Source organism: Actinopolymorpha rutila (genome assembly GCF_013407855.1).
In the GTDB taxonomy this organism is placed as follows: Bacteria; Actinomycetota; Actinomycetes; order Propionibacteriales; family Actinopolymorphaceae; genus Actinopolymorpha; species Actinopolymorpha rutila.
On sequence record NZ_JACBZH010000001.1, the window covers coordinates 4828852 to 4849759 of the forward strand.

A 20908-nucleotide genomic window follows, 5' to 3' on the forward strand; every position below is an offset into this window, starting at 1 on the left:
AGTAGGGCTTGCGCATATACCGTAGGGGGGTATGGTGTGCGGCATGAACGAGGTGAGATCCGTGAACGCCCCGCACCCGGAGAACGCACAGCCCGAGCGGGCCGGACACGAGGAACATGCCGCCCAGGCCGCAAGTGCCACACATGCTGCACACGCCGCACATGGCGGGCATGACGACCACATGGGACATGGCGGGCACGACAAGCACGCCGGCCACGACCCGGAGATGTTCCGGCGGAAGTTCTGGCTGAGCCTGCTGCTGACGCTGCCGGTCGTGGCGACCAGCGAGATGGTCATGCGGTGGTTCGGCTACTCGCTGGACTTCCCGGGCATCGCCTGGGTCGGACCCGTCCTCGGCACGGCCGTCTTCCTCTACGGCGGCCGGCCGTTCCTGGCGGGCGCCGTCGCCGAGCTTCGAGACCGGGCTCCCGGGATGATGCTGCTGATCTCGCTCGCGGTCGTCGTCGCCTACGGCGCGTCCGCGGCCAGCAGCCTCGGGTGGTTCGACCTGGAGTTCTGGTGGGAGCTGGCCGCGCTGATCACCATCATGCTGCTGGGCCACTGGCAGGAGATGAAGGCGATCGGCCAGGCCCAGGGCGCCCTTGCGGCGTTGGCGAAACTGCTGCCCGACGACGCCGAACGCGTCACCGCGGACGGCACCGAGCGGGTGCCGGTCGACGCGCTGACGGTCGGCGACGTCGTACTCGTCCGACCGGGCGCACGGGTGCCCGCGGACGGCCGCGTGGTCGACGGAGGCGCCGAGGTCGACGAGTCGATGATCACCGGGGAGTCCCGCCCGGTTCCGCGTACGGTCGGAGACCGCGTGGTCGCCGGCACCGTGGCGACCGACTCCGCCGTCCGGGTGGAGATCCAGGCGGTCGGCAAGGACACCGCGCTGGCCGGGATCGCCCGCCTGGTCGCCCAGGCGCAGGCTTCCGGTGGCCGGGCGCAGGCACTGGCCGACCGGTTCGCCGCGCTGTTGTTCTACGTTGCGCTCGCGGCGGGCGTCGTCACGTTCGCCGTCTGGTGGCTGCTCGGCGATCTCGACAACTCGGTGGTGCGCACCGTCACCGTCCTGGTGATCGCCTGCCCGCACGCGCTCGGCCTGGCCATCCCGTTGGTGATCGCGTTGTCCACGGCGCTGGCCGCCCGCTCCGGCATCCTCGTCAAGGACAGGTTGGCACTGGAACGGATGCGTACCGTCGACGCGGTTCTGTTCGACAAGACCGGAACGCTGACCAAGGGCCGGCACAAGGTCGTCGCGGTGGCCACGACATCCACCAGCACAGCCGGCGAGGCCCCACTGACGGAGGACCGGCTGCTCGCCCTGGCCGCGGCGGTGGAGGCCGACAGCGAACACCCGCTGGCCCGCGCGGTCGTCAACGCCGCGAAGGAACGCACCACCCCGGCGACGGCGAGCGGCTTCCGTTCACTGACCGGCCGCGGGGTGCAAGCCAAGGTTGACGGTACGTCGTACGCCGTCGGTGGGCCGGCGCTGCTGCGGGAGTTCGGTACGTCGGTACCGGACGACCTGCGCGACACGGTCGCCGGCTGGGAGGCGCGCGGCGCCGCCGTTCTCCACCTGGTGCGGGCAGACGAGAACGGACGTACGGACGCGGGCGCGCAGGTGCTCGGCTCCCTGGCACTGGAGGACGAGGTGCGGCCGGAGGCGCGGGAGGCGATCGCGCACCTGCGCCAGCTCGGCGTCACCACCATCGCCATGGTGACCGGCGACGCCCGTCCGGTCGCCGAGGCGGTCGCTGCTGACCTCGGGTTCCTTCCCGGCAAGGACGAGGTGTTCGCCGAGGTGCTCCCGGACGACAAGCAGCGCGCCGTTGCCCGGCTGCAGGAACGCGGGCTGACCGTCGCCATGGTGGGTGACGGGGTCAACGACGCACCCGCACTCGCCCGGGCCGACGTCGGCATCGCGATCGGCGCCGGCACCGACGTGGCGATCGAGTCCGCCGGTGTGGTGCTGGCCGCCTCCGACCCGCGGGCGGTGGCCGGCGTGGTCCGGCTGTCCCGCGCGTCGTACCGAAAGATGCTGCAGAACCTCGGCTGGGCAGCCGGCTACAACGTCGTCGCGATCCCGCTGGCCGCGGGTGCGCTGGCCTGGGCCGGTGTCACCCTCAGCCCCGCCGTCGGCGCGGTGCTGATGTCGGTCTCCACGATCGTGGTGGCGCTGAATGCCCAACTGCTCCGCCGGGTCCGGCTCACGCCGTAACGCCTGGGCCGGCGGCCGGCATAGACCGCACGCCGAGTCGCCGCGAGCCGAACGCCGCTACGATCGTCCGGTGAACGAGACGTCAATCTCGAACTTCGAGACGATCGAGGCGGCGTTCGGCGCGGCCGCCGGCACCTACGACAGTGCTCGGCGCCGGCTGGTGCCCTGCTTCGACGACTTCTACGGCACCGCGTTGCGGTTCGCCACCCTGGACCTGCCGGAGGCTCCGCGGGTCCTGGACCTCGGCGCGGGCACCGGGTTGTTCTCCGCGCTGGTCGCCGGAGTGCGGCCGCGCGCCGAGCTGACCCTGGTCGACTCCGCCGCGCCCATGCTGGCCGAGGCCGCGAGTGCACTGTCCGCGCGCGGAGTCGCCCACGAGATCCGCCGGCAGGACCTCGCCGAGCCGCTCCCCCACGGCCAGTACGACGCGGTGATCTCCGCGCTGGCCATCCACCATCTCGACGACGACGGCAAGCGCGATCTCTACCGCCGCATCCTCGGCGTACTCACGCCCGGCGGTGTCTTCGTCAACGCCGAGCAGGTCGCCGGGCCCACGTCCCGGCTGGACGAGCTGTACGACAGCTGGTGGGAGGAGGACGCACGCGCCCGCGGGTCCGACGACGCCGAACTCGCCGCCGCCCGGGCGCGGATGGCCTTCGACCGGCCGGCCACCGCGGCGGACCAGGTGGGCTGGCTGCGCGAGGCGGGCTTCGCCGACGCGGCCTGCCCGTTCGCCCAGCTGCGGTTCGCGGTCCTCGTCGGCTGGTCACCCTCCTGATCGCCCGGCCGTCGCTCCGGCCGCGGGCCCAGGACGTGTCCTAGACTCCGGGAAAGTTGTGGGGTCGCGCGGGCATGGGGCGACGGCGGCGAACGCCGCGTCGGGCCGCGACCCGCGGAGGGAGGACCACAGGGTGTCGACCATCAGCAAGGTGCTCATCGCCAACCGTGGCGAGATCGCCGTCCGGATCGCGCGGGCGTGCCGGGACGCGGGTGTGGCCAGCGTCGCCGTGTACGCCGACCCCGACCGGGACGCGCTGCACGTCCGCGTCGCCGACGAGGCGTACGCACTGGACGGCGCGACCCCGGCGGACAGCTACCTCGCGATCGACAAGCTGGTCGACGTCGCCCGGCGCGCCGGTGCCGACGCGGTGCACCCCGGCTACGGCTTCCTCGCCGAGAACGCCGGGTTCGCCACCGCGGTCGCCGACGCCGGCCTCACCTGGATCGGTCCCCCGCCGGCCGCGATCGACGCCCTCGGCGACAAGGTCAAGGCCCGCCACATCGCGCAGAAGGTCGGCGCTCCGCTGGTTCCCGGCACCGCCGACCCGGTGGCCGACGCCGACGAGGTGCTGGCCTTCGCCCGCGAGCACGGCCTGCCGGTGGCGATCAAGGCGGCGTACGGCGGCGGTGGCCGGGGCCTGAAGGTCGCTCGTACGGCAGAGGAGATTCCCGAGCTGTTCGACTCGGCCGTGCGCGAGGCGGTCTCGGCGTTCGGGCGCGGCGAGTGCTTCGTGGAGCGCTACCTCGACCGGCCGCGGCACGTGGAGACGCAGTGCCTCGCCGACACCCACGGCAACGCCGTGGTGGTGTCCACCCGCGACTGCTCGCTGCAGCGCCGCCACCAGAAGCTGGTCGAGGAGGCGCCGGCGCCGTTCCTGTCCGCCGCGCAACTGGACACGCTCTACTCCGCCAGCAAGGCGATCCTGCGCGAGGCCGGTTACGTCGGCGCCGGCACGTGTGAGTTCCTGGTCGGCCAGGACGGCACGATCAGCTTCCTCGAGGTCAACACCCGGCTGCAGGTCGAGCACCCGGTGTCGGAGGAGGTCACCGGCCTCGACCTGGTGCGCGAGCAGCTGCGGATCGCCGCGGGTGAGCCGCTGGGCTACGACGACCCGGCAGTACGCGGGCACTCCATCGAGTTCCGGATCAACGCCGAGGACGCCGGCCGCAACTTCCTGCCCGCACCCGGCACGCTGACCCGCTGGCACCCGCCGTCCGGTCCCGGCGTACGCCTGGACGAGGGCTACGACCAGGGCGAGACGGTGCCGGGGGCGTTCGACTCGCTGATCGCCAAGCTGGTCGTCACCGGTCGCGACCGCGAACACGCGCTGGCCCGTTCCCGCCGGGCGCTCGCGGAGTTCGTCGCCGACGGCATGCCCACCGTGCTGCCGTTCCACCGCGCGGTGCTGGAGTCGCCGGCGTTCACCGCGCCCGACGGTGAGTTCGCGGTGCACACCCGCTGGATCGAGACCGAGTTCGACAACACCATCGCTCCCTACGACGGCCCCACCGAGGCCGCCGAGGCACCCGAGCGCGAGCGGATCACCGTCGAGGTGGACGGCAAGCGGCTCGAGGTCGTGCTCCCGGCCGGGCTCGGCGCCACCGGCGGGGCTCCAGCCGGCGGCACCCGCAAGCCGCCCCGCCGGGGTGGCGGCGCCAGGGCCGGCGCCAGTGCCTCCGGTGACACCCTCACCTCGCCCATGCAGGGGACGCTGGTGAAGGTCGCCGTCGAGGAGGGCCAGGCGGTCCAGGCCGGCGACCTGATCGTCGTCCTGGAGGCGATGAAGATGGAGCAACCGGTCAACGCGCACAAGGCGGGCACGGTGGCGGGGCTGTCCGCGCAGGTCGGCGCCACGGTGACGGCCGGCGCCACGCTCTGCGAGATCAAGGACTGACCGCGGTCGCGGCGTGCGCCGCACCCAGCCTCGCCGCACGTCGGGCGCGATCGGGATCGAACGGACGGACCGGGAACGCACACGCCCGCCCGGACGTCTCCTACGCTGAGGGCAACCTAAGAAAGGGCACCCCGTGGAGATCCTGATCCTGCTCGTCGTCGTGATCGGAGTCGTCGCGTTCGTCTCCAACCGGCGCGCACAGACCCGGCGCCGGGAGGTCGAGGCGGCCGAGCTGGCCAAGGTGAGGTCCTTCGCCGAGGAGGACGTCACGAAGTTCGGCGAGGAGCTGCAGCGGCTGGACACCGACGTCGCCGGGCGCGAGCTCGACGAGGCAACCCGCCAGGACTACGAACGCGCGCTGGACCAGTACGACGTCGCGAAGAAGGCCGTCGACACCGCGGCCAGGCCCGAGGACATCAAGCAGATCACCACGATCCTGGAGGACGGCAAGTACGCCGTCGCCTGCGTGCGGGCCCGGATCAACCGCGAGCCGCTTCCGCAGCGGCGCCCGCCGTGCTTCTTCAACCCCCAGCACGGCCCGTCCTTCGAGGACGTGGAGTGGGCTCCGGCAGGCGGCGCCTATCGCACCGTCCCGGTGTGTGCCGCCGACGCGGAGCGGGTGAAGGCGGGCGCCGAGCCCGACATCCGCAAGGTGAGTGTCGACGGCCAGCGCGTTCCCTACTGGCAGGCCGGCCCGGCCTACGCGCCGTGGATGCAGGGTTACTTCGCCGGCTTCGCGACGTCCGGCCTGCTGCCGGCGTTCCTCATGGGCTCGATGATGGGCGGCATGTGGGGCGGCTACGGCGACGGTGGCTTCGGTGACGGTGGCTTCGGTGACGGCGATGGCGACTTCGGTGGCGACGGCGGCGACGGCGGGGATGCCGGCGACGGTGGCGATGGCGGCGATGGCGGCGGCGGCGGAGACTTCGGTGGTGACGGGGGCGACTTCGGCGGCGGCGACTTCGGCGGTGGCGACTTCGGTTTCTGAGTTCCGGACAAATCGACGGCCCTTTCGGGCCGTTCAACAATCCCCCTCCTCGCGTTACGCTCGGCGAGAGAGGGGGATTTGTTTCTCCCTTCGATTTCCTCGACGGGAGGTAACGGAAAATGTCGTCCCAGCGGCTCCCTATTGAGGAGCACCCCGATATAACCGAACTCCAGGGACGTTACGAAAGAATTGGCCAGAAGCCCGCCGTCCAGATGGGCGCCGGCGGGATCGTGCTGGCCGGGCTGTTCGTCGCGCTGTCGCCGTGGATCGCGGGATTCGCCATGTCCACGCCGCTCGCGGTCAACAACCTGGTCGTCGGGCTCACCACGGTCGCGCTCGCACTCGGCTTCGCCGCGTCGTTCCGCTCGACCCACGGACTGAGCTGGGTGGTGCCGCTGCTGGGTGCGTGGACGATCGTCGCACCCTGGGTGATCTACAACGCCGATCACAGCCTTCGGGTCATCCTGTGCAACGTCATCGGCGGCGCCGTGCTGTTCTTGTTGGGCATGGCTGTACTCGGCTCGGGAATGATGCGCCGCAAGAACGAACGCACCTGACCGACAAAGATCGTCACGTCGGAAATGGCGACGCCGACAGTGACAAATGACCAGTAATCGATGTCAGTTTGATCCGTCGGACTGGAGAAAACACCAGAAGATCGATTTCGAAAGAAAAGCGATCTCGTTTCGTTGCGGCCGCGGCGTCGGCGCGCCGACTCGACAGTCGGTGCGTGGTCCCCGCGGCCGCGTCAGCTGTCCTTACGCGGAGCCTGTTGCCCGCGCACGTGCAGCCGGCGAGCCGCCTCGGCGATCGAGCCGCTCAGCGACGGATACACCGTGAACGCGTGTGCCAGCTGGTCGACGGTGAGCCGGCAGGACACCGCCACCGACACCGGGTGGATGAGTTCGCTGGCGTGCGGTGCGACGACCACGCCACCCACGACGATCCCCGTGCCCGGGCGGCACATCAGCTTGATGAACCCGTCGTGGATGCCCTGCATCTTCGCCCGCGGGTTGCGGGTCAGCGGCAGCTTGATCCCGACCGCCTGGACCCGTCCGCTGTCGAGGTCCTGCTGTGACCAGCCGACGGTGGCGATCTCCGGTGCGGTGAAGACGGTCGCCGCGACCTCCTCCAGGTCCAGCGGCGAGACGGCGTCACCGAGCGCGTGGGCCATCGCGATCCGGCCCTGCATGGCCGCCACCGAGGCGAGCATCAGCACGCCGGTGCAGTCCCCCGCCGCGTAGACGCCCCGCGCGGTGGTCCGGGACACCTTGTCCACCTCGATGAACCCGCGCTCGTCGGTGGTCACCCCTGCCGTGTCCAGCCCGAGGTCGGCGGTGTTGGCGATCGAGCCCACGGCGAGCAGGCAGTGCGTACCCTCCACGACCCGCCCGTCGGTCAGCGTCACCACCACGCCGTCGCCGCGCCGCTCCACCCGCTCCGCGCGCGAACGCGACAGCACGGTCATCCCCCGGCGGGTGAAGACGTCCTCGATGACATTGGCCGCGTCGGCGTCCTCGGTGGGCAGCACCCGGTCACGGCTGGACACGAGCACCACGTCGCTGCCGAGAGCGTTGTAGGCACCGGCGAACTCCGCACCGGTGACACCCGAGCCGACCACGATCAGCCGCCCGGGCAGCTCGTCGAGTTCGTACACCTGGTCCCAGGTCAGGATGCGCTCGCCGTCGGGTTCGGCGTCGGGCAGGATCCGCGGCCGGGCGCCGGTGGAGAGGAGTACGACGTCGGCCGCGAGCTCCTCCGTACCTCCGTCGGCAAGGGTGGCCACCACCCGGTCCGGGCCGGCCATCCGGCCGGATCCGCGCACCACCCGTACGCCCTCGCGCTGCAGACTGCGCCCGACGTCCTCGGACTGGTTGTGGGCCAGGGCCTTCACCCGGGCGTTGACCTTGGCGATGTCGGTGGCGATGTCGGTGCTCACATCGCCCGGATCGGGTGCGGACCGGCCGATCCGGACACCGAGCTCGCCGGACTCGCGGACCTGGTTGATCACCTCCGCGGTCGCCACCAGCGTCTTGCTGGGCACGCAGTCGGTGAGCACGGCCGAGCCGCCCAGGCCGTCCCGGTCGACGACGCACACTTCGGCTCCGAGCTGGGCAGCGACCAGGGCGGCTTCGTAGCCGCCGGGACCGCCTCCGATGATCACGACACGAGTCACGGGGCCCTATTCTCCCCCACGCCGTTTCGCGCGCCGGGTACCCTCGGCATCCGTGACCCTGTACGCCGCCTACGCGTCCAACCTCAGCCCCCGGGACATGGCCGATCGCTGTCCGCATTCTCCTCTTCGCGGCACCGGCTGGATGACCGGCTGGCGGCTGACGTTCGGCGGGGAGGACCACGGCTGGGAGGGCGCGCTGCCCACCGTGGTGGAGGACCCCGTCTCGGAGGTCTTCGTGGCGTTGTACGACCTCGCGCCCGCGGACGAGGACCGGCTGGACGACTGGGAGGGCGCCTCCCTCGGGCTCTACCGCAAGGTGCGCGTATGGGTGCAAACCCTCGACGGCGGCGCGTCCGCGACCAGCTACGTGCTCGACGCGTTCGAGGGCGGCCTGCCGTCGGCCCGCTACCTCGGCATCCTCGCCGAGGCCGCCGACCTCGCAGGCGCGCCGTCCGACTACACCGCGGCGCTTCGCCGCCGGCCCTGCCGCGGCATCGGCCACTGACCCGATGGCCTAGGGTCCCCTGTCGTGAACGACGTACTCCCCGACCCGCACACCGACCCCCACGCCGCCGCCCGCGACGCCGCGGCCCGGCTGGCCGAGCTCACCGGCACCGCGCACCACGACGTGGCCGTCGTGCTGGGCTCGGGGTGGCGCCCGGCGGTCGACCTGATCGGCGAGACCGCGAGCGAGATCGCGTTCACCGACCTGCCCGGTTTCGCCCCACCCGGTGTCGAGGGCCACGCGGGGACGCTGCGCAGCGTGCGGATCGGTGACGGTGACCTGCGGGCGCTGGTGTTCCTCGGCCGCACACACCTGTACGAGGGGCACGGCGTGGACGCGGTCGCCCACGGGGTGCGGACCGCGGTGGCCGCCGGGTGCCGGTACGTCGTTCTCACCAACGGCTGCGGCGGCCTGCGCCCGGAGTGGATCCCCGGCACGCCGGTGCTGATCAGCGACCACCTGAACCTCACCGGCAGGTCGCCGCTGTCGGGTGCGAACTTCGTCGACCTCACCGATCTCTACTCCGCCCGGCTGCGGGCGCTGTGCCGGGAGGTCGAGCCCACGCTGGACGAGGGCGTGTACGCCCAACTGCCCGGCCCGCACTACGAGACGCCGGCCGAGATCCGCTACCTGCGCACGATCGGCGCCGACCTCGTCGGGATGTCGACCACCCTGGAGGCGATCGCTGCCCGCGAGGCCGGCGCCGAGGTGCTCGGCCTGTCCCTCGTCACCAACCTGGCGGCGGGGATGACCGGCGCTCCGCTGGACCACGCCGAGGTGCTGGCGGCGGGACGGGCGGCGGCCACCCGGATGGGCGGCCTGCTCGCCTCCGTCCTCACTCGCCTCCAGGCGGACTAGCTCGCGGGCTCAGGCCTTCCGGTCCCGCTGGTTGGCGCCCGCGACGCCGTACGGGTAGTCGTCCACGATCGGCTCGCTGGCCTCGGTGAGCAGCGCGGTCTCCTCCTCCGACAGGTGCAGGCCGGCCGCGCCGAGGTTGTCGTCGAGCTGCTCGATCGTCCGGGCGCCGAGGATGACCGAGGTCACCGCGGGGCGGTCGGCCAGCCAGGCCAGCGCGACCTGTGCCATCGAGATGCCGCGGCTGTCGGCGACCTTGCGTACGGCGTCGATCACCCGCCAGGTGCGCTCGTCGGCGTTGCGCTTGGCGTACGCCTCCATGCCACGGTCGGGGTTCTCACCGAGGCGGGTGGAGCCGGTCGGGGTGGAGTCGCGCTGGTACTTGCCGGTGAGCCAGCCGCCGGCCAGCGGCGACCACGGCAGGATCCCGATGCCCTCGTTGCGGCAGACGTCGGTCAGCTCCAGCTCGATGCTGCGCTGCAGGAGGTTGTACTGCGGCTGCAGCGTGACGATCGGTGCCAGGCCCTTGACCTGCGTGAGCAGGGAGGCCTTCTGGAGCTGCCAGCCGAGGAAGTTGGACACCCCGACGTAGTGGATCTTGCCGGCGCGTACGGCGTCGTCGAAGAACCGCAGCGCCTCCTCGATCGGCGTCAGCGGGTCCCACGCGTGCGCCTGGTAGAGGTCGATCGTCTCCACGCCGAGCCGGCGCAGGCTCGCGTCCAGCGCGCGGGTGAGGCTGAGCCGGGACAGCCCGAGCTCGTTGCCGCTGCCGCCGCGGCTGAAGCGGCCCTTGGTGGCGAGCACGATCCGCTCCCTGGCACCGGGCCGGGCGGCCAGCCAGCGCCCGATGATCTCCTCCGAGACGCCGCCGGAGTAGACGTTGGCGGTGTCGACCAGTGTGCCGCCGACCTCGACGAACCGGTCGAGCTGGGCGTGCGAGACGGACTCCTCGCTCTCGCTGCCGAACGTCATCGTGCCGAGACACAGGGTGGAGACGAGCGTGCCGGTCGGGCCGAGCGTGCGGTATTCCATGGTGGGACCTCCTCAGATCGCTGCACCGCCCACCATGCCGAGCAGCGATTAAGCTGTCCAACAGCAGAAACCGATCTCGTCGATCAGTCGTGACGATGAGTCGCCGCCGAGCCGTCGACGAGTTGCCGGCCGGTCGGCGACGAGTTCTGCGAAGCGTTCTTCGAGAAGGTCCCCCTTGACCCCGGGCAGGTGTGTATGGAGATCCGTCAGCTGGAGTACTTCGTGACGGTCGCCGAGGAGCGCCACTTCACCCGCGCCGCCCAGCGCCTGCACGTCGCGCAGTCCGGCCTGTCGGCCTCCATTCGTACGCTCGAACGCGAGCTCGGTGCCGAGCTGTTCATCCGCAGCACCCGCAACGTCGATCTCACCGACGCCGGGCGGGCACTGCTGGTCGAGGCCCGGCACACCCTCAACGACCTCGCCGCCGCGCGGGAGGCGGTGGCCGCCGTGCAGGGCCTGCTGAGCGGTCGCCTCGTCGTCGGGACGCTGCAGTGTCTCGGCGCGCTGAGCGTCCCCGACCTGCTGGCCCGCTTCCACCAGGAGCATCCCGGCGTGGAGATCCGCCTGCGCCAGGGCGGCAGCCACGAACTGCTGGCGCAGGTGCGCGCCGGCGACATGGACGTCGCGATCGTGTCCGTGCCGCCCGCGGGTGAGTCGGCCGGCGTCGTGCTCACTCCCCTGTCCAGCGAGCCGATGGTGCTCGCCTGCGGGCCGAAGCACCACCTCGCCGAGCGGGAGCAGGTCGGCCTGGCCGATCTCAAAGACGAGTCGTTCGTCGACTTCCACCCCGGCTGGATCACCCGCGACGTCACCGACCACGCCCTGGCCGGTGCCCGGATCGAACGCCGGGTCGCGCTGGAGGTCAACGACGTCCACTCGCTGCTGGACTTCGTGGGCGCCGGTCTGGGTATCGCCCTCGTCCCGCACAGCTTCACCGGCAAGCAGACCCGGGCCCGGTTCGTCCCGCTCCAGGCGCCGGTGCCGGTGTGGCAGACCGCGGTCGCGGTGGCGGCCGGGCGCCGGTGCAGCGCCGCCGCGCAGGCGCTGCTGCGCGACCCGACCCTGCGCTGGCCGGCCCAGGGCGGGACCGGTGCGCGCTCCGGCGGGCCGGGCCGGCTCGGCGAGCCCGGCGTGACCGCCCGCACGGCCTGACTGCACGCACGGCGTAACCGCCGGCGAACCCATCGGATAGCTTGGGCGCTCCGGCGGCCCACCCCTTGCGTCGCCGGGCGCGAGGAGGATGTGTGCGCACCACCGGAACCGGTTCCGACCTGCTCGAACAGGCCCGCGCCTGGCTGGCGGAGGATCCCGATCCGCAGACCCGCGCCGAGCTGTCGGAGCTGATCGCGGCGGCCGGGGACGGGGACGACGGGCGCCGGTCCGCGGCGGTCGCCGATCTGGCCGACCGGTTCGCCGGACCCCTGACGTTCGGTACGGCCGGCCTGCGCGGGGCGCTGGGCGCCGGGCCCAACCGGATGAACCGCACGGTGGTGATCCGGGCCGCCGCCGGGCTGGCAAGCTACCTCCGGACCGAGGGCGACGCCGGTGGCGCGGTGGTGATCGGGTACGACGCCCGCCGTAACTCCGACGTCTTCGCCGCCGACACCGCGGCCGTCCTCGCCGGCGCCGGGCTACGCCCGCTGGTCCTTCCCGAGCCGCTGCCCACCCCGGTGCTGGCGTTCGCGATCAGGCACCTCGGGTGCGTGGCCGGGGTGATGGTCACCGCATCCCACAACCCGCCCCAGGACAACGGCTACAAGGTCTACCTCGGCGACGGCTCGCAGATCGTCCCGCCCGCCGACACCGGCATCGCCGCCGCCATCGCGTCGGTCGGCCCGCCGGCCGAGGTTCCGCGCGGGCAGGACTGGGAGACGCTCGGCCCGGAGATCGTCGAGGCCTACCTCGACCGGGCGGCCGGCCTGCTGGGGCCGGGCCCCCGCGACGTCGCGATCGCGTACACGCCGCTGCACGGCGTCGGCGGAGCGGTGGTGCGCGCGGCCCTGGCCCGGGCCGGTTTCGCCGAACCGGAGGTCGTCGCCGCACAGGCCGAGCCGGACCCGGCGTTCCCGACCGTGGCGTTCCCCAACCCCGAGGAGCCGGGGGCGATGGACCTCGCGTTCGAGCTGGCCGGGCGGACCGGCGCCGACGTGGTGCTCGCCAACGACCCCGACGCCGACCGGTGCGCGGTCGGCGTACCCACCCCGGACGGCGTCCGAAGGCTCACCGGCGACGAGGTTGGCGCCCTGCTCGCCGTCCACCTGCTCGACTCCGGAGCCCGGGGCACGCTGGCCACGACGATCGTCTCCTCGTCACTGCTGGGGGTGGTCGCCGCGCGCCGTGGCGAGCCGTACGCGGAGACGCTCACCGGCTTCAAGTGGATCGGCCGGGTGCCCGGGCTCGCGTTCGGCTACGAGGAGGCGCTCGGCTACTGCGTCGACCCGGTGGCGGTGGCCGACAAGGACGGCATCACCGCGCTGCTGCGCATCGCCGAACTCGTCGCTGCGCAGAAGCGGGCCGGGCGTACTCTCCTGGACCTGCTGGACGACATCGCCCGTGACTACGGCCTGCACGTGACCGCCCAGCACTCGGTCCGGGTGCGCGACCTCACCCAGATCGACGCGACGCTGCACCGGCTGCACACTCACCCGCCGCAGGTGCTCGGCGGTCGCGCGGTGGAGCGGGTGGACGACCTGTCCGAGCCGGCCGACAGCCTGCCGGGCACGCCCGGTGTGCGGTACGTCCTGGCCGGCGGCGCGCGGGTGGTGATCCGGCCGAGCGGGACCGAGCCGAAGCTGAAGTGCTACCTCGAGGTCGTCGTCGCCGAGCCCGGCGCGGACCTGACCGCTGCCCGGGCCGACGCCGACGCCGGGATCGAGGCGCTGCTCGCCGACCTCGCCACCCTGGTCGGCTGAGGGTCGGCCGAGGGTCGGCTGGGGGCCGGCCGACGGCGTCCCCCGCTCAGCTCGCGAGCTTGGCGACCACCGCGAGGACGACGCCTGCGCCGACCACCGCGAACTCCGGCCACCGCCACTGGCGTTCGACCTCGTTCGTGCCCCGGGACGCGTCGGCGTACTTGTTGGCCAGCATCTCCAGCCGGCGGATGGCGTAGTTGGCCGGCGACAGGCCGGACAGGGCCGAGACGTCCGGCTGACCGGGGCTCTCACCGCCGGTCGGCCTCCCGGCCATGGCGGCCTCCACCGCGTCGCGCCTGGACTTGCGCATCGCCCGCCGGTCCGCCCCGGTCACCCCGATCGCGGACGAACGGTAGACGCGGTCCCCGACCGGGAGGGTGAGCACCGGCGCGACGTCGACCGACTCGACCAGGTGCCAGGGGATCCGGATGTCGCTGAGGATGTTGCGCAGCACCAGCTCGCGTTCGAACGCGACCACCGCCGGCCGGCACAGACTGAGCCAGACCAGCGCGCAGACCGCGACCACGACGCCGGCCGTGCTCAGCCCGGACAGCGTGCGCCACTCCACGACGATGTCGACCAGGATCAGTACGCCGATCGCCAGCGTGACGTAGCCGAGCACCCGCCCACCGATCGGGGCGAAGCGTTCGATCACTTTGCGCGACCCATCGGTATCCCTACGCGTCAACCCGGCCACCGGCGTTCCTCCTGACATCGTGATCCATCAGATTGTGCCTGGCCCGGCCCGGCGGCGGTAGCAAGCCTCCGCCGCACGCCCCGCCCTACGCCCCCGGGCACGGCCTCTCCCACGCCCTACACTGGCCCGGTGACGACCACCGCAGCCTCCGCGAAGCCTTCGGCCACGACCAACGGGTCGGGGTCCGAAGGCGGCGCGATCTCGCCCGGCCAGGTCGCCGAGATCACCGCCTCCGACGCGAGCCTGCGCCGCTTCCTCGCCGGCCTGCCCGGCGTCGACCAGGTGGGTGCGGAGGCCCGCGCGGCCACCCTGGCCACCCGGTCGATCAAGACCACGGCGAAGGCCTGGGCCCTCGACCTCGCCGTCACCATGATCGACCTCACCACCCTGGAGGGCCAGGACACTCCGGGCAAGGTCCGCGCCCTGTGCGCCAAGGCCCGTCGGCCGGACCCGGCCGACCCCGAGTGCCCGGCGGTGGCCGCGATCTGCGTCTACCCCGACCTCGTGCCGGTCGCCAAGGACGCGTTGACGGGCAGTTCGGTCAAGGTCGCGAGCGTGGCCACGGCGTTCCCGTCCGGCCGTTCCAGTCTCGAGGTCAAGCTGCGCGACACCGCCGACGCGGTGGCCGCCGGAGCCGACGAAGTGGACATGGTGATCGACCGCGGCGCGTTCCTCGCCGGCCGGTACGCCGAGGTGTTCGAGGAGATCGCCGCCGTCAAGCAGGCCAGCGGACCCGCCCACCTGAAGGTGATCCTGGAGACCGGCGAGCTCGCGACGTACGACAACGTGCGCCGGGCGTCCTGGCTGGCCATGCTCGCCGGCGGTGACTTCATCAAGACCAGCACCGGCAAGGTCAGCCCCGCCGCCACCCTGCCGGTGACGCTGGTGATGCTGGAGGCGGTGCGCGACTTCCGGGCCGCGACCGGCCGCCAGGTCGGAGTGAAGCCGGCCGGGGGCATCCGCACCAGCAAGGACGCCATCCGCTATCTCGTGCTGGTCAACGAGACCGCCGGTGAGGACTGGCTCGACCCCGACTGGTTCCGGCTGGGCGCCTCCAGCCTGCTCAACGACCTGCTCATGCAGCGGTCGAAGCTGCGTACCGGCCACTACGCCGGACCCGACTACTTCACGCTCGACTAGGAGAGCCGTTGTCCGCAGGCAAGTTCGAGTACGCCCCGGCGCCGGAGTCGCGGTCCGTCGTCGACCTCAGGTCGTCGTACGGCCTGTTCGTCGGCGGCGAGTTCGTGCCCACCGTCGACGGCCGGATGTTCAAGACGGTCAGCCCGGCCACCGAGGAGGTGCTGGCCGAGGTCACCGAGGCGGGTGCGGAGGACGTCGACCGTGCGGTCCGCGCCGCCCGCACCGCCTACGACTCGGTGTGGGGCCCGATGTCGGGCCGGGACCGCGGAAAGTTCCTGTTCCGGATCGCCCGGCTGATCCAGGAGCGCGCCCGCGAGCTCGCCGTGCTGGAGTCGCTGGACAACGGCAAGCCGATCCGGGAGTCGCGAGACGTCGACATCCCACTGGTGGCCGCGCACTTCTTCTACTACGCCGGCTGGGCCGACAAGCTGGAGTACGCCGGCTTCGGTGCCGATCCCCGTCCTGTCGGCGTCGCCGGCCAGGTCATTCCGTGGAACTTCCCACTGCTCATGCTGGCGTGGAAGATCGCCCCCGCGCTTGCCTGCGGCAACACCGTCGTCCTCAAGCCGGCCGAGACGACGCCGCTGACCGCGCTGCTGTTCGCCGAGATCTGCCAGCAGGCCGACCTGCCGCCGGGTGTGGTCAACATCGTCACCGGCGCGGGCGCGACCGGCCAGGCGATCGTGGAGCACGAGGGCGTGGACAAGGTGGCGTTCACCGGCTCTACCGAGGTGGGCAAGGCGATCGCCCGTTCGGTCGCCGGCACGCCGAAGAAGGTCACCCTCGAGCTCGGCGGCAAGGCCGCCAACGTCGTGTTCGACGACGCACCGCTCGACCAGGCCGTCGAGGGCATCGTCAACGGCATCTTCTTCAACCAGGGCCACGTCTGCTGCGCGGGCTCGCGGCTGCTGGTGCAGGAGAACGTCTACGACGAGGTGCTCGACCGGCTCAAGCGCCGGATGGCCACGCTGCGCGTCGGGGACCCGCTGGACAAGAACACCGACGTCGGCGCGATCAACTCCGCCGAGCAGCTGCGCCGGATCGCCACCCTCAGCGAGGTGGGCGAGGCCGAGGGAGCCGAACGCTGGTCGGCGCCGTGCGAGCTGCCCGACCGGGGCTACTGGTTCGCGCCCACGATCTTCACCGGCGTCACCCAGGCCCACCGCATCGCCCGGGAGGAGATCTTCGGACCGGTGTTGTCGATCCTCACCTTCCGCACCCCTGCCGAGGCGGTCGAGAAGGCCAACAACACGCCGTACGGCCTGTCCGCCGGGGTGTGGACGGAGAAGGGCTCGCGCATCCTGTGGATGGCCGACCGGCTGCGGGCCGGGGTGGTGTGGGCCAACACCTTCAACCGGTTCGACCCGACCTCGCCGTTCGGCGGCTACAAGGAGTCCGGCCACGGCCGTGAGGGCGGCCGGCACGGCCTCGCCGCCTACCTGCAGGCCGGCCACCCGAAGGCCGGCCACCCGAAGGAGGCGGCGCGGGCATGAGCACTACCCGACCCAGCGAGCGCCTCGCCGTTCGCAAGACCTACAAGCTGTACGTCGGCGGGGCCTTCCCGCGCAGCGAGTCCGGGCGGAGCTACGTCGTGCACGACGCCAAGGGACAGTTCCTCGCCAACGCCGCACTCGCGTCCCGCAAGGACGCCCGCGACGCGGTGGTCGCCGCGCGGAAGGCGTTCGGTGGCTGGTCGGCTCGCACCGCGTACAACCGCGGCCAGATCCTCTACCGCGTGGCGGAGGTGATGGAGGGCCGCCGGGCACAGTTCGTGGACGAGGTGGCGGCCGGCGAGGGACTGCACCGGGCCGAGGCCGAGGCCGCCGTGGACGAGAGCATCGACCGCTGGGTGTGGTACGCCGGATGGGCGGACAAGGTGGCCCAGGTGCTCGGCTCCACCAACCCGGTCGCGGGCCCCTACTTCGACTTCTCCGTACCCGAGCCGACCGGCGTCGTCGCCGTGCTCGCTCCCCAGGAGTCCAGCCTGCTCGGGCTGGTGAGCGTCCTCGCCCCGGTGATCACCACCGGCAACACCTGTGTGGTCCTCGCCAGCGCCGACCGCCCGCTGCCGGCGGTCACCCTGACCGAGGTGCTGGCCACCAGCGACCTGCCCGGCGGAGTGGTCAACCTCCTCACCGGCAGGGTGCCCGAGGTGGCGCCGTGGCTGGCGGCGCACCAGGACGTCAACGCTCTCGACCTCACCGGCGCCGGGGATCGCGAGCTCGCCACCGAGTTCGAACGCGCCGCCGCCGACAACCTCAAGCGCCTGGTCCGCGTACCCGACCACAACCAAGACTGGACCGCCGCGCCCGGCATCGACCGGATGGCGGCGTTCCTGGAGACCAAGACCGTCTGGCACCCGATGGGGATCTGAGGAATGACCACCGAATTCGTCGCCGACCCGCTCGTGCCCCTCGAACTCACGCTCGGCATCGGCAAGCGCTACACGCTCTACCAGCCCGGCTGGTACACCGCCGACGACAGCTCGGCCGGGTTCCTCGGCTCGAACAAGCAGCTGTACGGCTTCACCAGCCTGGAGGACCTGGTCGAGTTCGTCGACTCCGGCGCGGCCAACGACCTCACGCCGAGCGCGCACTTCAAGGGACTGCGGATCTGGACCACCGAGGAATACTCCCGGCGGTTGTGCATCTACGACCTGACCCGGCTGCCGGAGATCGCCGACGGCGAGCTCAGCGCCGACGAGCAGGCCGGCCTGGGCTCGACGCTGGCGTTGATGCTCGACCTGCTCGACTACATGGACGTCGAGACCGGTGCCTCCCAGGCCCTGCACGACGACGAGGACATCAGCAAGCTCGCCTCCGGTGACGAGCTCCTCTCGGTGTTCCGGGCCGCGCACCACCGCCAGCACGTCGTCGAGATCCTGGACGCCAACTGGTCCGAGTGCGTCTCCGAGGTGTCCCGCCGGGTGATCACCCCCAAGCTTCCCGAGGGTCCGGCCGGTCGTGGGCCGGCGGGAACCGGCGGGCCGGGCGCGACGCTGGCCGGCGTACGCGGTGCGGTGAACGGCACGGCACCCTCCGACGGACCGGTTCCGCTGGAGGACGCGGCCCCGGCGCTGACGCTGTGGTTCGGACTCGCCGACGAGGGTTTCTACGCCCTGCGCGGCACCGCGCTGACCGACGGGCACCCCGACTACCTCGGTACGCCCTCGCCCGAGGGCGCCCGGCTGGCGGTGTGGACCGACGTCGACCGGATGCAGGCGGAGGCGGCGCAGGGTTCGACCGGCGAGGTGTCCGGCCTCGACCTCGGCGCCGTGGCCGCCCGCGACGACGTGAGCTTCACCCCGCACGACGACAACATCTTCGACCTGGTCGAGCTCGCCGACTCGGTGGGCCCGGACATGGACGCCGACGCCGCGGACCGCCTGGTCAGCGCCTGGTCGGAGGTGCTGCGGCTGGCCGCCTGGGGCGGCTGGCGTGACGTCACCGAACTCCTCGGGCCCGACTCCCCCACCGGTGCGTTCATGGTGTCCTGTGCGCTCGACCTGGCCCAGGACCGGGCCGGTGCCGCGCAGGCCCTGGCCACCGCCGACACCGAGGCGGCCGCGGCCGGCTGGCGGGCTGTCGTACCCGCCCTCACCGCGCGGCTGGACCAGCGTTCCTGACGCCGCCAATGCAGCGAATGCGGGCCCGCACCGACGTGCGATCGGTGCGGGCTTCGCGCACAATGGCCGAGCACGCGAACTGATCATCACCGGGAGGACGCGTCTCATGGCAGCACTGGAACGCCCACGTCAGGGTCGGATGATCGCCGGGGTCTGCGCGGGCCTGGCCCAGCGCTTCGGACTGTCCCGCGGAGTCGTGCGGGTGGCGTTCGTGCTGTCCTGCGCCCTGCCGGGACCGCAGATCCTCGTCTACCTCGCGCTGTGGATCCTGCTCCCGAACGCCGACGCCTAGCGTCTGTCCTGGAAAAGCCTCGTCACGCCGGGGCTCACCACTGGAGTCCGCGGCGAGCGAGTTCGACCTCGAGCTCCAGCCGCCTGGTGCTGCCCAGCGGTGCGGTCGCGGTTCCGGTCTCCACACCCAGCGCTTCGCAGGCCAGCAACAGCGTCTCGTCGTAGGCGAGTTCGGTGACGTGCAGGTGGAACGCCCGCGCGGAGACCCGGCGGTCGGCGTGCAGGCGGACGCTCTCCCCGGCCAGCCGGTGCAGGTCGCCGGCGAGGCGTTCGATCGGCGGGCGGGTCGGCACCTGGCCCGAGTCCACGGAGTCCCACCAGCGGTCCAGCGGGTCCCGCCGGCCGTCCGCGCCGTTCCACCAGCGTTCGAGGCCCTCCCGCCAGCGGCGCAGCACAGCGCCCAGCGCTGACTGCCCTCGCTCGCCGGCCACGGCACGACCTCCTCAGCAGGCCCGGGTCCGTGCCTTGGGTATGTCCCTCAAGGATGCTCCAACCCTCCCGGGACGCACAGGTGGCGGGCGAGGTCAGAAGGTCCCATGGTGCATCTGGGCAAAGGCCCGCTCGGCGCCGAGCGCGGCGTACCCCGGCTTGATCACGTTGTTGATCAGGGCCAGTCGCTGGTCGAACGGCAGGAACGCGCTCTTCATGGCGTTGAGGGTGAACCACTGCAAATCCGCCAGCTCGTACCCGAACGCGTCGGCAAGTCCGGCGAACTCCCGCGACAGCGACGTACCGCTCATCAGCCGGTTGTCGGTGTTGATCGTGACGCGGAACCGCAACCGGGTCAGCAGCCCGGCCGGGTGCTCGGCCAGCGACGGCGCCGCACCGGTCTGCACGTTGGACGAGGGACACATCTCCAGCGGGATGCGCTTGTCCCGGACGTACGCCGCGAGCCGGCCCAGTCGGACGTCGCCGTCCGCGGTGTGGGTGATGTCGTCGACGATGCGTACGCCGTGCCCCAGTCGGTCCGCCCCGCACCACTGGATCGCCTGCCAGATCGACGGCAGCCCGAAGCCCTCGCCGGCGTGGATCGTGAAGTGCGCGTTCTCCCGCTGGAGGTACTCGAACGCGTCCAGGTGCCGGGTGGGCGGGTAGCCGGCCTCGGCGCCGGCGATGTCGAAGCCGACCACACCCTGGTCGCGGTAGCGCACCGCGAGTTCGGCGATCTCCATCGACCGGGCGGCGTGCCGCATCGCGGTGACGATCTGGCGTACGACGATGGGCCGGCCCGCCTCCGCCGCCCGGCGTTCCCCCTCGGCGAAGCCGGCGCCGACCGCGCGCACCACGTGGTCCAGGTCGAGGTCGCCGGACAGGTGCAGCTCCGGCGCGTACCGCACCTCCGCGTACACGATGCCGTCGGCGGCGAGGTCCTCCACGCACTCGGTGGCCACCCTGGTCAGCGACTCGGCGGTCTGCATGACGGCGACGGTGTGGGCGAAGGTCTCCAGGTAGCGTTCCAGCGAACCCGAGTCGGCCGACTCGCGGAACCACTCGCCGAGCTGCTCGGGCGCGGCCGGAAGCTCGTGCCCGATCTCTCGGGCGAGCTCGGCCACCGTCTGCGGACGGAGCCCGCCGTCCAGGTGGTCGTGCAGCAGCACCTTCGGTGCGCGGACGATCTCCTCGGGAGTGATCTTCATCGTCGGGTGGTCCCCTCCCCGGTTAGCGGCAGTCGCGGCGGCAGTTGTCGCGGCTCGGCCGGTGGTCGTGGCGGCTCGGCCGGTGGTCGTGGCGGCTCGGCCGGTGGTCGTGGCGGCTCGGCCGGTGGTCGTGGCGGCTCGGCCGGTGGTC

Annotated in this window: 19 protein-coding genes; 14 read left to right on the forward strand and 5 right to left on the reverse strand. The window is 72.2% G+C overall.

The window, feature by feature from the left end; translation table 11 throughout:
* The first annotated feature begins 43 nt into the window (after positions 1 to 43).
* From F4554_RS21535 to F4554_RS21555, 5 genes are all read left to right on the forward strand, one after another.
* Positions 44 to 2224 carry a heavy metal translocating P-type ATPase gene (locus tag F4554_RS21535; protein WP_179789246.1) on the forward strand — a complete coding sequence of 727 codons (2181 nt, stop codon included), beginning with the start codon at positions 44 to 46 and terminating at the stop codon, positions 2222 to 2224.
* A gap of 70 nt (positions 2225 to 2294) precedes the next feature.
* On the forward strand, positions 2295 to 3002 hold the full coding sequence (locus F4554_RS21540; RefSeq protein ID WP_337796151.1) for a class I SAM-dependent methyltransferase: 708 nt from the start codon (positions 2295 to 2297) through the stop codon (positions 3000 to 3002).
* 133 nt (positions 3003 to 3135) lie between these two features.
* Positions 3136 to 4899, forward strand: a complete 1764-nt coding sequence (locus F4554_RS21545) for an acetyl/propionyl/methylcrotonyl-CoA carboxylase subunit alpha (RefSeq protein WP_337796152.1) — start codon at positions 3136 to 3138, stop codon at positions 4897 to 4899.
* Between the two features lie 133 nt (positions 4900 to 5032).
* Positions 5033 to 5887, forward strand: a complete 855-nt coding sequence (locus F4554_RS21550) for a hypothetical protein (protein WP_179789248.1) — start codon at positions 5033 to 5035, stop codon at positions 5885 to 5887.
* Positions 5888 to 6006: 119 nt separating this feature from the next.
* On the forward strand, positions 6007 to 6444 hold the full coding sequence (locus F4554_RS21555) for an SPW repeat protein (protein WP_179789249.1): 438 nt from the start codon (positions 6007 to 6009) through the stop codon (positions 6442 to 6444).
* Between the two features lie 191 nt (positions 6445 to 6635).
* On the opposite strand, the gene F4554_RS21560 is transcribed toward F4554_RS21555, so the two are convergent.
* Complete coding sequence (locus tag F4554_RS21560) at positions 6636 to 8063, reverse strand: NAD(P)H-quinone dehydrogenase (RefSeq protein ID WP_179789250.1); 1428 nt, start codon at positions 8061 to 8063, stop codon at positions 6636 to 6638.
* A 52-nt stretch (positions 8064 to 8115) separates the two neighbouring features.
* On the opposite strand from F4554_RS21560, the gene F4554_RS21565 reads away from it, so the two are divergent.
* Complete coding sequence (locus F4554_RS21565) at positions 8116 to 8568, forward strand: gamma-glutamylcyclotransferase (protein ID WP_179789251.1); 453 nt, start codon at positions 8116 to 8118, stop codon at positions 8566 to 8568.
* Between the two features lie 24 nt (positions 8569 to 8592).
* Entirely contained in the window at positions 8593 to 9426 is an 834-nt protein-coding gene (locus tag F4554_RS21570; RefSeq protein ID WP_179789252.1) for a purine-nucleoside phosphorylase, read from the forward strand.
* Positions 9427 to 9435: 9 nt separating this feature from the next.
* Here the strand turns inward: F4554_RS21570 and F4554_RS21575 are convergent, their stop codons facing one another.
* Positions 9436 to 10455, reverse strand: a complete 1020-nt coding sequence (locus tag F4554_RS21575; RefSeq protein ID WP_179789253.1) for an aldo/keto reductase — start codon at positions 10453 to 10455, stop codon at positions 9436 to 9438.
* Positions 10456 to 10650: 195 nt separating this feature from the next.
* Between F4554_RS21575 and F4554_RS21580 the strand changes: the two genes are divergently transcribed.
* Together F4554_RS21580 and F4554_RS21585 are read left to right on the forward strand one after the other, a co-directional pair.
* A complete protein-coding gene (locus tag F4554_RS21580) occupies positions 10651 to 11607 on the forward strand; it encodes a LysR family transcriptional regulator (RefSeq protein WP_179789254.1) in 957 nt (318 codons plus the stop codon).
* Positions 11608 to 11699: 92 nt separating this feature from the next.
* A complete protein-coding gene (locus tag F4554_RS21585) occupies positions 11700 to 13367 on the forward strand; it encodes a phospho-sugar mutase (protein WP_179789255.1) in 1668 nt (555 codons plus the stop codon).
* A gap of 46 nt (positions 13368 to 13413) precedes the next feature.
* On the opposite strand, the gene F4554_RS21590 is transcribed toward F4554_RS21585, so the two are convergent.
* A complete protein-coding gene (locus tag F4554_RS21590) occupies positions 13414 to 14022 on the reverse strand; it encodes a hypothetical protein (protein ID WP_179789256.1) in 609 nt (202 codons plus the stop codon).
* A 171-nt stretch (positions 14023 to 14193) separates the two neighbouring features.
* Here F4554_RS21590 and deoC point away from each other — a divergent pair, with 171 nt between their 5' ends.
* The 5 genes from deoC (at position 14194) to F4554_RS21615 (ending at position 19121) form a co-directional block, all read left to right on the forward strand.
* Positions 14194 to 15204, forward strand: a complete 1011-nt coding sequence (gene deoC / locus F4554_RS21595; protein WP_425546717.1) for a deoxyribose-phosphate aldolase — start codon at positions 14194 to 14196, stop codon at positions 15202 to 15204.
* Positions 15205 to 15212: 8 nt separating this feature from the next.
* The gene (locus tag F4554_RS21600; RefSeq protein WP_179789257.1) at positions 15213 to 16697 is read left to right on the forward strand and encodes an aldehyde dehydrogenase family protein; all 1485 of its coding nucleotides are present in this window, start codon (positions 15213 to 15215) and stop codon (positions 16695 to 16697) included.
* Positions 16694 to 17578: an aldehyde dehydrogenase family protein gene (locus F4554_RS21605; protein ID WP_179789258.1), complete on the forward strand. Its 885-nt coding sequence runs from the start codon at positions 16694 to 16696 to the stop codon at positions 17576 to 17578. The genes F4554_RS21600 and F4554_RS21605 overlap by 4 nt, the downstream gene beginning before the upstream one ends.
* Positions 17579 to 17581: 3 nt before the next feature.
* A complete protein-coding gene (locus tag F4554_RS21610) occupies positions 17582 to 18829 on the forward strand; it encodes a hypothetical protein (RefSeq protein ID WP_179789259.1) in 1248 nt (415 codons plus the stop codon).
* Between the two features lie 106 nt (positions 18830 to 18935).
* Positions 18936 to 19121, forward strand: a complete 186-nt coding sequence (locus F4554_RS21615) for a PspC domain-containing protein (protein WP_179789260.1) — start codon at positions 18936 to 18938, stop codon at positions 19119 to 19121.
* 34 nt (positions 19122 to 19155) lie between these two features.
* Here the strand turns inward: F4554_RS21615 and F4554_RS21620 are convergent, their stop codons facing one another.
* The gene (locus F4554_RS21620; RefSeq protein WP_179789261.1) at positions 19156 to 19551 is read right to left on the reverse strand and encodes a hypothetical protein; all 396 of its coding nucleotides are present in this window, start codon (positions 19549 to 19551) and stop codon (positions 19156 to 19158) included.
* Positions 19552 to 19644: 93 nt separating this feature from the next.
* Positions 19645 to 20757: an adenosine deaminase gene (locus F4554_RS21625; RefSeq protein ID WP_179789262.1), complete on the reverse strand. Its 1113-nt coding sequence runs from the start codon at positions 20755 to 20757 to the stop codon at positions 19645 to 19647.
* Positions 20758 to 20908 lie beyond the last annotated feature (151 nt).

Excerpts from the sequence above, each read along its gene's own strand:
- F4554_RS21535 (WP_179789246.1), top strand. The coding sequence starts at position 44 with ATGAACGAGGTGAGATCCGTGAACGCCCCGCACCCGGAGAACGCACAG.
- F4554_RS21555 (WP_179789249.1), top strand. The coding sequence starts at position 6,007 with ATGTCGTCCCAGCGGCTCCCTATTGAGGAGCACCCCGATATAACCGAA.
- F4554_RS21575 (WP_179789253.1), bottom strand. The coding sequence starts at position 10,455 with ATGGAATACCGCACGCTCGGCCCGACCGGCACGCTCGTCTCCACCCTG.
- F4554_RS21580 (WP_179789254.1), top strand. The coding sequence starts at position 10,651 with ATGGAGATCCGTCAGCTGGAGTACTTCGTGACGGTCGCCGAGGAGCGC.
- F4554_RS21605 (WP_179789258.1), top strand. The coding sequence starts at position 16,694 with ATGAGCACTACCCGACCCAGCGAGCGCCTCGCCGTTCGCAAGACCTAC.
- F4554_RS21610 (WP_179789259.1), top strand. The coding sequence starts at position 17,582 with ATGACCACCGAATTCGTCGCCGACCCGCTCGTGCCCCTCGAACTCACG.
- F4554_RS21615 (WP_179789260.1), top strand. The coding sequence starts at position 18,936 with ATGGCAGCACTGGAACGCCCACGTCAGGGTCGGATGATCGCCGGGGTC.
- F4554_RS21625 (WP_179789262.1), bottom strand. The coding sequence starts at position 20,757 with ATGAAGATCACTCCCGAGGAGATCGTCCGCGCACCGAAGGTGCTGCTG.